This is a genomic window from Streptomyces sp. NBC_00390 (assembly GCF_036057275.1).
GTDB lineage: Bacteria > Actinomycetota > Actinomycetes > Streptomycetales > Streptomycetaceae > Streptomyces.
In genome coordinates, this window is record NZ_CP107945.1 from 6,715,010 (window position 1) to 6,729,935 (window position 14,926).

General features: G+C 71.5%; 11 protein-coding genes. 6 read left to right on the plus strand and 5 right to left on the minus strand.

The window, feature by feature from the left end; translation table 11 throughout:
* The first annotated feature begins 215 nt into the window (after window positions 1-215).
* Window positions 216-479 (plus strand): hypothetical protein, encoded by a 264-nt coding sequence (locus tag OHS70_RS29710; protein WP_328402384.1) that lies wholly within the window; start codon window positions 216-218, stop codon window positions 477-479.
* Window positions 480-516: 37 nt separating this feature from the next.
* On the opposite strand, the gene OHS70_RS29715 is transcribed toward OHS70_RS29710, so the two are convergent.
* The 4 genes from OHS70_RS29715 to hmgA all read right to left on the minus strand — a co-directional run bounded on the left by OHS70_RS29715 (window position 517) and on the right by hmgA (window position 5,532).
* Entirely contained in the window at window positions 517-1,713 is a 1,197-nt protein-coding gene (locus tag OHS70_RS29715) for a CaiB/BaiF CoA transferase family protein (protein WP_328402385.1), read from the minus strand.
* Window positions 1,714-2,177: 464 nt separating this feature from the next.
* On the minus strand, window positions 2,178-3,395 hold the full coding sequence (locus tag OHS70_RS29720; RefSeq protein WP_328402386.1) for a type ISP restriction/modification enzyme: 1,218 nt from the start codon (window positions 3,393-3,395) through the stop codon (window positions 2,178-2,180).
* A 24-nt stretch (window positions 3,396-3,419) separates the two neighbouring features.
* The gene (locus OHS70_RS29725) at window positions 3,420-4,172 is read right to left on the minus strand and encodes a GntR family transcriptional regulator (protein ID WP_328402387.1); all 753 of its coding nucleotides are present in this window, start codon (window positions 4,170-4,172) and stop codon (window positions 3,420-3,422) included.
* A 22-nt stretch (window positions 4,173-4,194) separates the two neighbouring features.
* On the minus strand, window positions 4,195-5,532 hold the full coding sequence (gene hmgA, locus OHS70_RS29730) for a homogentisate 1,2-dioxygenase (protein ID WP_328402388.1): 1,338 nt from the start codon (window positions 5,530-5,532) through the stop codon (window positions 4,195-4,197).
* Between the two features lie 293 nt (window positions 5,533-5,825).
* Here hmgA and OHS70_RS29735 point away from each other — a divergent pair, with 293 nt between their 5' ends.
* The 5 genes from OHS70_RS29735 (at window position 5,826) to OHS70_RS29755 (ending at window position 13,967) form a co-directional block, all read left to right on the plus strand.
* Window positions 5,826-8,126 (plus strand): molybdopterin oxidoreductase family protein, encoded by a 2,301-nt coding sequence (locus OHS70_RS29735; RefSeq protein ID WP_328402389.1) that lies wholly within the window; start codon window positions 5,826-5,828, stop codon window positions 8,124-8,126.
* Window positions 8,127-8,447: 321 nt separating this feature from the next.
* Entirely contained in the window at window positions 8,448-9,770 is a 1,323-nt protein-coding gene (locus OHS70_RS29740; protein ID WP_328402391.1) for an ABC transporter ATP-binding protein, read from the plus strand.
* A 166-nt stretch (window positions 9,771-9,936) separates the two neighbouring features.
* Entirely contained in the window at window positions 9,937-11,331 is a 1,395-nt protein-coding gene (locus tag OHS70_RS29745) for an aldehyde dehydrogenase family protein (RefSeq protein ID WP_328402393.1), read from the plus strand.
* A 17-nt stretch (window positions 11,332-11,348) separates the two neighbouring features.
* Window positions 11,349-12,428, plus strand: coding sequence for a zinc-binding dehydrogenase (locus tag OHS70_RS29750; RefSeq protein WP_328402395.1), 1,080 nt, complete (start codon window positions 11,349-11,351; stop codon window positions 12,426-12,428).
* A gap of 210 nt (window positions 12,429-12,638) precedes the next feature.
* Window positions 12,639-13,967, plus strand: a complete 1,329-nt coding sequence (locus tag OHS70_RS29755; RefSeq protein ID WP_328402397.1) for an MFS transporter — start codon at window positions 12,639-12,641, stop codon at window positions 13,965-13,967.
* Here OHS70_RS29755 and OHS70_RS29760 read toward each other — a convergent pair.
* Window positions 13,945-14,901 carry a DMT family transporter gene (locus OHS70_RS29760; RefSeq protein ID WP_328402399.1) on the minus strand — a complete coding sequence of 319 codons (957 nt, stop codon included), beginning with the start codon at window positions 14,899-14,901 and terminating at the stop codon, window positions 13,945-13,947. The two genes, OHS70_RS29755 and OHS70_RS29760, sit on opposite strands and share 23 nt — an antisense overlap.
* Window positions 14,902-14,926: the final 25 nt, after the last annotated feature.

A 14,926-nucleotide genomic window follows, 5' to 3' on the forward strand; every position in this document is an offset into this window, starting at 1 on the left:
CCAGCGGATTGGTCGGGATCCGAGAGGGTCTTCGAAGACCGAGAACGTTCACTGACATGCGCGGCCAACTCGGCCTGGAATCAGGCGGATTCGGAGCGTGGCCGTCAACCCCCGTACGGGTGTGCTGAATCATGCGGGCGGGATACACGAGTGTCCCGAAGGGGCGATAGGGTTAATCTGCCCGGGCCGGGTGTCTCGTACGGGTGGGGAGTGACATGGACCAGATAGCAATGCGCAGCAGGCCGCGAGTGCCTGCGATCACATGTGGGAGTACGGCGACAAGTTCGCGGCTCGACCGACATCTCTCGGTGCTCGGCGGCCCTGCCGTCCCGCACGGCGAGGCGGCCGAAGCGACCTCTCTCATGCGTGAACTGACCTCGCGTGATGTGACGCACACCCGCCGGAGCAAGAGCGCGCGTGTCTCGCTCTTCGCCCCGCTGCGGCGACTGCGCCGCTCACTGTTCGGCAGCCGCGGCTGACCCGGGCCCGGCCGCTCCACCACACAAGCGAACGCGCTCAGGCGACCACACCGTCCCGGCGCAGCGCCGCTGCATCCTCGTCCTTCATCCCCACGGACCGCAGCAGTGCGTCGGTGTGCTCGCCGAGCGCAGGTACCGCGCCCATCCGCGCCGGGGCCCCGCCCGGCAGCGTGATCGGGGGCAGCAGGGCCCGCAGTGGCCCCGCCGGAGTGTCCACCTCCCGCCACCGCTCCCTGGCGGCGAGCTGCGGATGCCCGGCCACATCCTTGACGCTGTTCAGCCGGGAGCAGGCGATCCCCGCCGCTTCGAGGCGGCCGATCGCCTCGTCGGTCCGCAGACCCGCCAGCGCCCTGGCAACCGCCGCATCCGTCTGCGCACGGTTGGCCGTACGGGCGGTGTTGGTGGCAAAGGCCGGATCAATACCCAATTCGGGACGTTCCAGCACCTGTTCGGCGAGACGCCGCCACTCCCGGTCGTTCTGGACCGACAGCAGGACCTGCTCGCCGTCGGCCGTGATGTAGGCGTCGTACGGTGAGATGACGGCGTGCGCGACCCCTGTACGCGCCGGGGCCTCACCTCCATGCATCCCGTAGTGCAGCGGGTGGCCCATCCACTCGGTGAGCGAATCCAGCATCGAGATCTCCACCGGCCCGCCCCGCCCCGTGACGCCGCGCCGCACCAGCGCCGCCAGCACTCCGGAGAAGGCGTACATCGCCGCCGCGATGTCGGCCGCCGGGATCCCCGCCTTCACCGGCTGTTCGGCCGTCCCGGTCACCGACACCAGCCCGGCCTCGCACTGCACGAGCATGTCGTACGCCCGCTTGTGCGCGTACGGGCCCGTCGGGCCGTACCCGGAGATGTCCACGGCGATCAGCCGCGGACGAGCGGCGCACAGGGTGGCGGCGTCCAGGCCGAGCCGGGCGGCGGCGCCCTGGGCGAGGTTCTGGACGAACACATCGGCGTCCGCGATCAGCCGGTGCACGATGTCGAGGCCGCGCGGGTCCTTGAGGTCCACCGCCAGGGACTCCTTGCCGCGGTTGCACCACACGAAGTGCGAGGCGAGGCCGCGGGCCGCGGTGTCGTATCCCCGCGCGAAGTCGCCGCCGTCCGGGCGCTCGACCTTGATGACGCGAGCCCCGAGATCTGCGAGCTGGCGGGTGGCGAAGGGTGCCGAGACGGCCTGCTCGACGGCGACGACCGTGATCCCGTCCAGGGGCAGTGGCTGTTGGCTCATGACGCTGTACCTATCGTGTATGGGGCACCTTTGTCACACCGGCGCATCACCACGCCGGTGCCCCACTACCGGCCCGCGCCGGACGTCGCAGCCGCCGGGTCACGGCCGGCGCCCCCGGCGCGGCGGGACTGCGGGCTCTGCCCGAACCGGGCGCCTCAATCGCCTGCAGGTCTCCGAACGCGCCCGTCAGGGCACGCGCACCCGTTCGCGCGGCGCCTCGACAAGCTCCGTACCGAGAGCCCCCGGCCAGGCCGCACCCGGGGACGCGGCGGGCCTGCTGGGCCTGGACCCGCCCCCGCCTCGGTCGCCGGCGGGGCCGGAGGTCGTCCTGCGCGGCCGGTCTGCCGGGCAGCGGCACATTTCACTCCGTCCGGCGTTCGAGGACAACACCCGAAGGGCGTTCCGGGGTCCGGGGCACTGTCCCGGCCCGGCAAGCGCGGCCGACGCGGGCGCCCCGCGCCCCCTCACAGGAGCGCGAACTGCCCCTCCGGCCCCTCCTCCTGGTGGTCCAGCACCGACGCCGGGCGTCGCACCGCCGCAGGCGGCGGCAGCACTCCGGCCGTACGCAGCTCCGCCGCGGTGATCCGTGGTCCGTGAGTCAACTCGGCACGCCGCGGCAGCAGTTCGTCCAGCAGCGCCAGCACCGTGATCAGCTCCAGGAGCTGCGAGGTCCACTCCTGCGGCCAGGCGGCCGGCCGCACCGCCTCCAGCGTGCCCGCCTCCGCCGTGGCCGTACGGCGCTCGAACCACAGCTCCAGCACGCGTACGCCCCCGGCCTCGAAGTCCCAGGCCTGTGCCGGGACGGGCGAGATACGGCCGCCGTCGCCGATGCGCAGCTCCTCCTCGTCCGGGTCGTACGCGATCGAGTCCGGCCGGGCAGGCAACGCCGCGCGGACATAGGGCCGACGGCCACCGGGCAGCCTCGGGCGCTCGCCACCGTGCGCGCCGCGCAGCTGGATGCGGGCCATGCGCCGCCCCAGTTCCACTCCCGACGCCCACACGCCTGCGTCAGCGGTCAGCGGGACCGCGCATCCCCCCGGTGTGGACTCGGCGGCCGCCATGACCCAGCAGAGCAGATCGTCGGCGCTCACCCGGTGTCCGTACCGGCCCGCGAGCGCTTCGAGCAGCCCCGGCGCGACGTTCGGTTCGTGCCCCCCGGGCCGCCGGTACAGCGGACGGATCCGCCCTGGACGGCCCGCGGGCGAACGCCCGTCCGGCAGCAGGGCCGACACCAGCACCGCGGGCCCCGCGGACTGCGGCACATGCCCCTGCTCGACCACGAAGAGCTGCCGATCGTCCAGCACCCGCCACAATTCGGGCCGGGCGACATCGATCAGCCGGTGGTCCGGTATCAGCCACTGCTCGTCGAACCCGCCGTGCAGTACGCGTACCGGGTCCGGGCAACGGCCGTCCTCGCGGGCGATCCGGCCGGTCCGGGTGTCCTGTCCCGGCAGCTGGGCCACCGCGCTGTGCGGCGTACGGGCACGGGTGGACCCGAACAGCGCCGCGCGCCGGGCCTCGTCGGCGCCGGTCAGTGTGTCCCAGCGGGCTCTGAGGGACGGGGCATCGGGTGCCATCACCCACGGCCTGCCCAGCCGCAGCGGTGCCACGGACCAGGGCATGAGGTCGTCGAGCAGCGGCACCTCGTCGGTGGCGGTCGCGGTCTCGGTCACTGTCCGCATGGTAGTGAGAGAGGGTGACGGGAGTCAGTCCGCGGCATCCACGGTGACCGAGAAGGAGAAGCGGTCGCCGCGGTAGCGGATCCGGGCCACGTCCACCACCCGGCCCGATTCGTCGTACGTCACCCCGGTGTAATGCAGGATCGGGCTCAGCAGCGGCACCCGCAGCAGCTCCGCCGTGGGCGGGTCCGCGAGCCGCGCCTCCACCGTGTCGGTGATCCTGCTGATCCGGACGCCCAGCACGTCCCGCAGCACCTTGGTCATCGGCCAGCGCTCCAGGTCCGCGAGGTCCACACGGGCCGCGACATCCGCGCACAACGCGTTCTCGGCCCAGTTCGTGGGCTCGCCGCTGTCGCCGTCGCAGCGCAGCCGCCGGTACATGACGACCTCGTCGGCGCCGGGGAAGTACTCGGCGAGCTCACCGGGGACCGGGGCCGGACCGTGGCCGAGGATCGTCGTGCGCTCCCCGGACTGCTGGGCCACGATCGCGTCGATCGAGCCCAGCAGCCGCCGGGGGGCACTGCGCCGCGCCCCCGGCTCGATGAACGTGCCGCGCCTGCGGTGCCGGCTGATCAGGCCCTCCTCCTCCAGCTCCTTGAGGGCCTGGCGCATGGTCAGCACGCTGACGCCGTAGTGCTGGGCGAGCTGCTCCTCGGTGGGCAGCCGCAGCGAGGCCTCGGGCGTGCGGCCGAGTATCGAGGCGCGCAGCGACTGCGAGACCTGGTACCACAGCGGGAGCTTGCGGTTCAGGACCAGCGAGTCGGGGGCGAAGGAGGTCACGGCATCTCCGTACTTCGACGAACTACGGCCTGAAGTGGCGCTCAAGACCCTGCCACACGGTGTCATAGCCCTTCTGCAGGTGGTCGGCGCTCGCGGCCTGCCCGGTCGCCGTCACCGGCCAGCGGGTCTCGAACATGAAGGCAAGACCGTCGTCGATCTTCTGCGGCTTCAGCTCGGCGGCGCTCGCCCTGTCGAAGGTTTCCCGGTCGGGACCGTGCGCCGACATCATGTTGTGCAGCGAGCCGCCGCCCGGCACAAAGCCCCCTTCACCGGCAGTCTTGGCGTCGTACGCGCCCTCGATCAGGCCCATGTACTCGCTCATCACATTGCGGTGGAAGTACGGCGGGCGGAAGGTGTCCTCGCCGACCAGCCAGCGCGGCGCGAAGACCACGAAGTCGACACCGGCAAGACCCGGGGTGTCGGACGGCGAGGTCAGCACGGTGAAGATCGACGGGTCGGGGTGGTCGTAGCTGATGCTGCCGATGACATTGAAACGGTGCAGGTCGTAGACGTAGGGCACATGGTTGCCGTGCCAGGCGACCACATCGAGCGGGGAGTGGTCGTAGGTGGCGGCCCACAGATTCCCGCAGAACTTGTTCACCACCTCCACCGGGCGCTCGAGGTCCTCGTAGGCGGCGACCGGAGCCAGGAAGTCCCGGGCGTTCGCCAGGCCGTTGGCTCCGATCGGGCCGAGGTCGGGGAGCTCGAAGGGCTGTCCGTAGTTCTCGCAGACATAGCCGCGGGCACTCTCGTCCAGCAGCTCCACACGGAAACGGACACCGCGGGGGATCAGCGCGACCTCGCCGGGCCGGGCCGGCAGCAGACCCAGCTCGGTCACCAGCAGCAGCCCGCCGCGCTCGGGGACGATCAGAAGCTCGCCGTCCGCGTCGCTGAACACCCGGTCGGTCATCGAGGCGTTGGCGTGGTAGAGGTGCACGGCCATGCCGGTGCGCTGGGTGGTGTCGCCGTTGCCGCCGAGCGTCCACAGGCCGGACAGCCAGTCGGTGCCGGGCTCGGGCTCCGGCAGCGGGTTCCAGCGCAGCCGGTTGGGGTCCGGGACGCTCTCGGTGAAGGGGGCGCTTCGCAGGCTGCCGTTGTCGATGCGGACGAACGCCGGGTGCGCGGCCGACGGGCGGATGCGGTAGAGCCAGGAGCGGCGGTTATGGGCGCGGGGCTCGGTGAAGGCGCTGCCGCTGAGCTGCTCGGCGTACAGACCGAGGGGGGCGCGCTGCGGGGAGTTGCGGCCGTGCGGCAGGCCGCCCGGTACCGCCTCCGAGCTGTGCTCGTTGCCGAAGCCGAGGGAGAACGACTTGTCCGTCAGTCCCTCGACTGTCTTCCGCGCCTGCTCGATGCCGCTCATCGCCCGCTCCCGCTCCCGGTTCCGAACCGAAGGAATCCTATGTACAACCGTAGGATTACAGGTCCGCCCCGTCAAAGGAAGCGGGACGGCATGATGGGGCGCGTGTCCCAGTCCCATCTGCGCCGTATGCCCGTTCAGCAGCGCAGCGCCGACCGGCTCGCCCGGGTCCTGGACTGACGGGCGCGGCGCCGGAGAAATCCCGACGGGATGCGAGCAGGGACTCCCGCCCGTGCATACCGGTCGGTATGCTCGGTTCGGTCAGCGCGTCATCGCCGCCGCCCCGGGGAGAGCCCATGTCCCGCACCTCCGCCGCCCGCACCGCACCGACGGACGGCGCACGTCCCGAGACCACACCCCGGGCTGCACCCCCGCCCGAGTCCGGGGCCGCCGACGCCGGCGCCCGGACGGCCCTGCGGGTCTGCCCCCTGTGCGAAGCCACCTGCGGGCTCACCCTCACCATCGAGGGCACCCGGGTGACCAAGGCGCGCGGCGACCGGGACGATGTCTTCAGCCAGGGGTTCATCTGCCCGAAGGGCGCGTCGTTCGGCGAGCTCGACGCCGACCCCGACCGGTTGCGCACACCGCTCGTGCGCGAGAGGGGCACGCTGCGCGAGGCGACCTGGCAGGAGGCGTTCGACCTGGTGGCCGCGCGGATGCGGCCACTGATCGAGGAGCACGGCGGCAACGCCGTGGGCGTCGTCCTCGGCAACCCGAACGTGCACACCATGGCCGGCGGGCTCTACCCGCCCGTCCTGCTCTCCGCCCTGCGCACCCGCAACATCTTCAGCGCCTCCACGCTCGACCAGATGCCCAAGCATGTCTCCGGCGGCCTGCTCTACGGCAGTGCGATCGCCATCCCCGTGCCCGACCTGGACCGCACCGGCCATCTGCTGCTCCTCGGTGCCAACCCGCTGGAGTCCAACGGCAGTCTGTGCACCGCCCCCGACTTCCCCGGCAAGCTCAAGGCGCTGCGCCGCCGCGGGGGCACCCTCACCGTCGTCGACCCGCGCCGCACCCGGACCGCTCAGCTCGCCGACCGGCATGTGGCCATCCGCCCCGGCACCGACGCGCTGCTGCTCGCGGCCCTCGCCCATGTCCTGTTCGAGGAAGGGCTCACCGACCTCGGCGAGCTGGCCGAGCACGTCCAGGGACTGGACGAACTGCGGGAAGCAATGGGGGAGTTCACCCCGGACGCCGTCGCCGCGGCCTGTGACATGGACGCCGAGGAGATCCGTACGATCGCCCGCGAACTGGCCGCGGCGCCGACCGCCGCCGTATACGGCCGTATCGGCAGCTGCACCGTCGAGCACGGCACCCTCGCCAGCTGGCTCGTCGACGTCCTCAACATCCTCACCGGCAACCTCGACCGGCCCGGCGGCGCGCTCTTCCCCTTCTCCGCCACCGACCGTGCACCCCGCCCGGCGGGCCCGGGCAAGGGATTCGCCCTGGGCCGCTGGTCCAGCAGGGTCAGCGGCCACCCCGAGGCCAAGGGCGAACTGCCGATGACCGCGCTCGCCGAGGAGATCGAGACGTCCGGCGAAGGGCAGATCCGCGCCGTGATCGCCATCGCCGCCAACCCCGTGCTCTCCGCGCCCGACGGGGACCGTCTCGACCGGGCGCTCGAGGGTCTCGACTTCATGGTCAGCGTCGACCCCTATCTGAACGAGACCTCGCGCCACGCCGATGTGGTGCTGCCCCCGCCTCCGCCGTCCCAGAGCGCCCACTACGACTTCGCGTTCAATGCGCTCGCGGTGCGCAACCAGGCCCGCTACAACCCGGCCGCCGTGCCTCTCGAGGCCGGGCTCATGGACGAGTGCGAGATCCACGCCCGGCTGATCCTCGCCGTGTCCGGCATGCACGGCGCCGACCCGTCCGCGGTCGACGACATGGTCATCCAGAGCTCCCTCGCCAGGGCCGTCGCCGACCCGCACTCCCCGGTGCACGGCCAGGACGTCACGGAACTCGCCGCCGAACTCACAGGCCACCGGGGCGCGGAGCGCCGACTCGACATGATGCTGCGCCTCGGCCCGTACGATCTCACCCTCGACAAGCTCGTCGAGAACCCGCACGGCATCGACCTCGGTCCGCTCCAGCCGCGCATCCAGCAGGTCCTCAAGACCGTCAGCGGCCGGATCGAGCTGCTGCCCGGCCCCATCGCCGACGATCTGCCGAGGCTCCGGCGCGCACTCGGCGAGCGGCCCGCGGCGCTGGTCCTGGTCGGCCGCCGCCATCTTCGCTCCAACAACAGCTGGCTGCACAACGTGCCCTCGCTGAACGGCGGTTCCAACCGCTGCACCCTCCATGTCCACCCCGAGGACGCGGCCCGGCTCGGCCTCACGGACGGCGCGGTGGTGAGCATCAGCGCGGACGGCGGCCGCCTCGAGGCGCCCGTGGAGATCACCGACACCGTACGGACGGGAGTGGTGAGTCTGCCGCACGGCTGGGGGCACAACCGTCCCGGCACCCGGATGTCGGTCGCCTCCTCACGCCCCGGAGTCAATGTCAATCAGCTCCTCGACGGCTCCCGACTGGACCCCCTGTCGGGCACCGCCGTGCTCAACGGCTTCCCCGTAGAACTGTCACCAAGCAAGTGACCTGCGCTTTTGCGCATAGTCGTCGGCAGGGCGGTGATCGCCGCGATCGTCTCGCCGGACGGTGACGGCTCCCGTCCCGGTCGGCATGGCCAAGGTCGAGTTCTGCGACCACACCCGGTACACCGTGAACCGGGTGTGGTCGCAGCGCCGCGGCGGACCTCCTTCGTGCGAACGACCCGCAAGCGGTGCGAAGGTCACGCAACATCTCACTCCGCAAGAAGGCGGCCCCAACCTTCGCAAGAGCCATTCCCTGACAGGAAGTAGTCGGCTAGCTTCTGGCCACCCAGCTGCTCCTCACTCTTTCCCTCAGGGCAGGACTCGATGACGCGCGCCATTTCCCTGCACCACGTCAGCAAGAGATACGGGCGCGCCCAGCGTGCCGTCGACGACTTCTCCCTCGGCATCGAGCCGGGGGAGTTCCTTGTCCTGCTCGGCCCTTCGGGCTGCGGAAAGTCGACGGTGCTGCGCATGATCGCCGGACTCGAGGACATCACCGAGGGCGAACTGCTGCTGGACGGCGAGTACGCCAACGACATCCCGCCCCGTGAGCGGGACATGGCGATGGTGTTCCAGAACTTCGCGCTCTACCCGAGCATGACCAACCGCGAGAACATCGGCTTCCCGCTGCGCCTGGAGAACCCGCGTGCCGACCGCAACCCGCGCGTGGAGGCGACCGCGAGGATGCTCGGCATCGAGGATCTCCTGGACCGCTATCCCAGCCAGCTCTCCGGCGGCGAGCGCCAGCGCGTCGCGATGGGCCGGGCGATCTCCCGGCGGCCCTCCGTCTTTCTGATGGACGAGCCGCTGTCGAACCTCGACGCCAAGCTGCGTAACCATCTCCGGGCCGAAATAGCCCAGCTCACCGCGGAGTTGGGGGTGACGACGGTCTACGTCACCCATGACCAGGCCGAGGCAATGTCGCTCGGGGACCGGGTCGCGGTCATGCGTGGCGGCGTGCTGCAGCAGGTCAGCACCCCGCGCGAGACCTACGCCCTGCCGGAGAACGTGTTCGTCGCCGCGTTCATCGGCACCCCGCGGATCAATCTGCTGCAGGCCGTCGTACACGCGCCGCTGGACGGCCGGATGTCCATCGACCTCGGACGGCAGCGGCTGCCGCTGCCCGAACCGCTCAGCACGGACCACCAGTTGCTCCGCATCCAGCAGGGGCGGCAGATCATCGTCGGGCTGCGCTCGGAGGCGGCACGGATCGCACCGCCGAGCCAGGCCCGCCCCGGAGAGGTCGCGCTGACCGGCATCGTCCAGCACATGGAGTACCAGGGACACGAGGCGCTCGTGCACTTCAGCACCGGCTCGACGCCCGCCGTCGTCGCCGATCTGGAGTCGCCCCGGCCCAGGCAGACCGCGCGCCGCCGCAGAAACGTCGGCCCCGGTGTGCTGACCCGTATCAAGGACCGGGCGATCTCGCAGGTCGCCCGGCCCGTCGCGGTGCTCGACGCGCCGGAACCGCCCCGGGAGCGCGCGTCCGTCACCGGCGACCTTGTGGTGCGCACCGGTCCGGACCTGCGGCTGCGCACCGGGGCCCAGGTGCCGCTCCTGGTGGATGTGGCGCATCTGTACGTCTTCGACCACCAGGGCCGCAGGATCTGCCCGGCTCCCTTGGACCTGCCCGGACTGGACGTCTGATCCCCTCCGTTCCCCTCCTTCTCCGCCCCCCTGCGTCCTCTCCGTCCCTTGTGCCCTTTCTGTCCTCCTCCGCCTTCGTGCTCGCTCGCCGAGACGGCTCTGGCGCCAGAAAACTAACGGCGCTAGTTTGGGGCGGGACGGTGCCGCCGAGGTGTGGAGGAATGCGATGAAGGCTCACGACGGCATGTACATCGGCGGCAGGTGGCTGCCCGCCGCCGGGCCGGACACGATCGCCGTGGTCAACCCGGCGGACGAGCAGGTCATCGCCCATGTCCCCGCCGGTACGGCCGAGGACGTCGACGCCGCGGTGCGCGCCGCCCGCGAGGCTTTCCCGGCATGGGCGGCCACACCGCCCGCCGAGCGCGCCGCGCACCTGGAGGCGCTGCGCGACGAGCTGACCCGGCGGGCGGACGAGATCGCCGGGACCGTCACCGCCGAGCTCGGCGCACCGCCCGTGCTCGCCCAGCGGGTCCATGTGGGACTGCCCCTGCGGGTGGCCGGCTCGTACGCCGAACTGGCCGCCTCGTACTCCTTCGAGGAGAGGATCAACAACTCCACCGTCCTGCTGGAGCCGGTCGGAGTGGTCGGCGCGATCACCCCGTGGAACTACCCCCTGCACCAGATCGTGGCCAAGGTCGCCCCCGCGCTGGCGGCCGGCTGCACCATCGTGCTGAAGCCGGCCGAGGACACTCCGCTGACCGCCCAGCTCTTCGCCGACGCGGTCCATGACGCGGGGCTGCCCGCCGGTGTGTTCAACCTGGTCACGGGTCTCGGGCCGGTCGCAGGGCAGGCGCTGGCCGCGCACGAAGGAGTCGATCTCGTCTCCTTCACCGGCTCCACCGCCGTCGGCAGGCAGATCGGCGCGACCGCCGGAGCAGCCATCAAGCGCGTCGCCCTGGAACTCGGCGGCAAGTCCGCCAACGTCATCCTGCCCAGCGCCGATCTGGCCAGGGCCGTGTCCCACGGCATAGCCAACGTCATGTCCAACTCCGGTCAGACCTGCAGCGCTTGGACCCGGATGCTGGTCCACAAGGACCAGTACGACGAGGCCGTGGCCCTCGCCGCGGCCGCCGCCGACCGGTTCGTACCGGGCGAGCAGGTCGGCCCGCTGGTCAATGCCAAGCAGCAGCAGCGCGTCCGCGCCTACATCGAGACGGGCGTGGCCGAAGGCGCCCGCCTGGTCGCGGGCGGCCCCGCCGCTCCGTTCGAGACGGGCTACTACGTCAGCCCGACCGTCTTCGCCGATGTCACCCCCGAGATGACCATCGCTCAGGAGGAGATCTTCGGCCCGGTCGTCTGCGTGCTGAGGTACGAGGACGAGCAGGACGCCGTCGAGATCGCCAACGGCACGGTCTACGGTCTCGCCGGCGCCGTCTGGGCGGGCGAGGACGCCGAGGCGGCCGCCTTCGCGCGCCGCATCGACACCGGCCAGATCGACATCAACGGCGGCCGCTTCAACCACCTGGCGCCGTTCGGCGGCTACAAGCAGTCCGGCGTGGGCCGTGAGCTCGGTCCGCACGGCCTTGCCGAGTACCTTCAGACCAAGTCCCTCCAGTTCTGAGCCGGGAGTAATCCATCGTGGTCCGCGCCGCCGTCCTGCCCGCCGTCGGAGCTCCGCTGGAGATCACCGGCATCGAACTTCCCGAACCCGGCCCCGGCCAGGTGCGGGTCCGTCTCGCCGCCGCCGGGGTCTGCCACTCCGATCTGTCCCTGTCCAACGGCACCATGCGTCTGCCCGTCCCGGCCGTCCTCGGCCACGAGGGCGCCGGGACCGTCGTCTCGGCCGGCGAGGGCGTGACCCATGTCGCTCCCGGTGACGGCGTGGTCCTCAACTGGGCGCCCTCCTGCGGGAGATGTCACCACTGCTCGATCGGCGAGGTGTGGCTGTGTGCCGACGCGCTGACCGGCGCCGGCCGCGTCCACGCCGTCACCGAGGACGGCACCGAGCTCCATCCCGGCCTGAACGTCGCCGCGTTCGCCGAGGAGACCGTCGTCCCCGCGAACTGCGTCCTGCCCGTCCCGGATGGCGTCCCGCTCACCGACGCCGCGCTGCTCGGCTGCGCCGTGCTCACCGGGTACGGGGCCGTCCACCACTGTGCCCGGGTCCGCGAGGGCGAGTCGGTCGTGGTGTTCGGCGTCGGCGGGGTGGGCCTCGCCACGCTCCAGTCGGCCCGTATCGCAGGCGCCGCAGCCGTGATCGCCGTCGACATCTCCCCTGAGAAGGAGGAGCTCGCCCGCCGCGCCGGCGCCACCGAGTACGTCGTCGCGTCCGACCTCACCGCGAAGGAGATCCGGCGGCTCACCGCTGGCCGGGGCGCGGACGTGGCCATCGAATGCGTCGGCCGGGCCGCCACCATCCGTACCGCCTGGGACTCCACCCGGCGCGGCGGCCGCACCACCGTCGTCGGCATCGGCGGCAAGGACCAGCAGGTGACGTTCAACGCTCTCGAGCTGTTCCACTGGGGCCGCACGCTGTCCGGCTGCGTCTATGGCAACTCCAACCCCGCCGAGGACCTGCCCGTGCTGGCGGAGCACATCCGCGCCGGGCGTCTCGACCTGGGCGCCCTGGTGACCGAGCGGATCGGGATCGAGGACATCCCGGCCGCCTTCGACACCATGCTCGCGGGCAAGGGCGGGCGGGCGCTGGTGGTCTTCTAGCATCCACCGCGACCCCCGCAGTACGACCCCGGCCGCCTCGCGGCCGGGGCTTCCGTGCTGTCCCGAGCCGGGTTACCGAAGGGTAATAAACTCGCAAAAACTCCTGGTGTTCAACCCGTTGACCTACATACCCACTGGTCGGTACGGTCCCCGCAATCTCCACCCGTGGCACCCCAAGCTCCGTCCCCCGCTCCCCGGAGAGTGCTTCTCATGGACACCCCCGCTCAGCTCACGGACTCCGCGTCCCCTGCTCCCACGGACCGGAACCGCAGAAAGGTCGCGACAGCCGCGGCCCTGGCCTCCGCCGTCGAGTGGTACGACTACTTCGTCTTCGGCATTGCCGCCGCTCTGGTCCTCGGCGATCTCTACTTCCCCGCCGGCAGCTCGTCGGCCGGTGTGCTGGCCGCCTTCGCCACCTTCGCCGTCGGATTCCTCGCCCGGCCCGTCGGCGGCGTCATCGCAGGCCAGCTCGGCGACAAGCACGGCCGCAAGCCCATGCTGGTCCTGGCGCTCACCCTGATGGGCATCGCCACCGCCGGCATCGGCCTCCTCCCCACGTACGAGACCATCGGCATCGCCGCACCCGTACTGCTGGTGCTGCTGCGCGTCGTCCAGGGCATCGCGGTCGGCGCCCAGTGGGGCGGCGCCATGCTCATGGCCACCGAGTACGCCCCCGAGGGCAAGCGCGGTCTGTACGGCAGCCTGGTCCAGCTCGGCGTCCCGATCGGCGTCGTCACCGCGAACACCGTCTTCCTGGTCGCCGGATCACTCACGAGTGACGCGACGTTCGCGAGCTGGGGCTGGCGGGTGCCGTTCTTCGTCGGATTCCTGGTCCTCGTCCTCGCCTGGTACATCCACACCCGCGTCGAGGAGACCCCCGCGTTCCGCGAGGCCGAGCGCGCCCTGGCCGAACAGGAGAAGGGTGAGAGCGAGGCCCGCTCGCCGCTGCGCACCATCCTGCGCAACCACCTCGGCACCGTCTTCCTGGCGGGCGGCTCGTTCGCGGTCAACACCGCGACCTTCTACATCATCATCACCGGCGTGCTCGACTACTCGACCCGCACGCTCGAGATGGAACGCAGCTCGGTTCTCGCCGTCTCGCTCGGCGTCAGCATCACCCAGCTCGTGATGATCCCGGCCGCCGCGGCCCTCTCCGACCGCATCGGACGACTGCGCATCTACGCGGCAGGCGCCATCGGACTGCTGGTGTGGGCCGTGCCGATGTTCCTGCTGATCGACACCGCGTCGCTGGTGTGGCTGGCGGTCGGCACCTTCGTCACCAGCTGCTTCCTCAGCATCATGTACGGGCCCCAGGCGGCGCTGTTCGCCGAGCTGTTCACCGCGGAGATGCGCTACACCGGCGCCTCCCTCGGTTACCAGATCGCCGCCGTGCTCGGCGGTGGCCTGGCCCCGTTCGTCATGGTCCTGCTGCTGGAGGCGACGGGTACCTCGATGTCCGTCGCGGGCTACATCATCGGTCTCGCCGTGATCGCCCTGATCTCCATCAAGATCCTGGCTACCCGGGCGGCCGCCCGCTGACCCGGCTGGTCTCCCGCAGACCCCCGTCCCCGCCGTCCACTGACCGGCGGGGGCGGGAGCGCGAGACGGCCACCCCGGCCAGACACAGCGCACCCCCGGCGAGGGTCAGCAGCCCTGGCACCTCGTCCAGCGCCAGCCACGACATCAGCACCACCAGGGCGGGCACGGCGTACGTGGTCGCGCCCATCCGCCCTGCCGTCGTACGCGCCAGGGCGTACGCCCAGGTCGTGAAGGCCAGCGCGGTCGGGAAGACGCCCAGATAGACCATGTTGAGCGTCGCCGACACCGGCGCGTCGGAGGCCTGGTCGAGCAGCTGCCCGGTGAAGGGAAGGCAGGCCGCCGCACCCACCAGACAGCCGAAGGTGGTCACCTGCAGCGCACTGCCGTGCGCGAGCGCCGGCTTCTGTGCCACCACACCGGTCGCGTACGCCACCGCGGCCAGCAGGCACAGCAGCACCCCGATCGTGGAGGCGCCGCCCTCGCCCGACATCGACAGGCCCACGGTCACGGCACCCGCGAACGAGACCGCCATTCCCGCGAGCAGCCGGGGAGGCAGGTGCTCGCCCAGCATCCGCGCGCCGAGCAGCGCGATCAGCACCGGGCCGATGTTCACCACCATCGCGGCCGTACCGGCGTCGACCTCCTGCTCGCCCCAGTTCAGGGCGACCATGTACAGGCCGAACCAGAGCAGCCCCGAGACCGCGATGCCGGGCCAGGCGGCCCGCGGCGGCAGCCCCTCGCGCCGGATCAGCAGGACGCAGCCGAGCACGACCGACGCGGCGAGCAGCCTGCCGAGGGCGAGCGCGCCGGGGGAGTAGGCCGCACCGGCGCTGCGGATCGACACGAAGGCGGAAGCCCACAGCACGACGGTGACGCCCGCCGCGACCAGGGCAGGCCATGGGGAACGGTGGGCGGTGCCGGCGGAATTCGTCATGGAGCGACCGTACGGGCCGGACGGT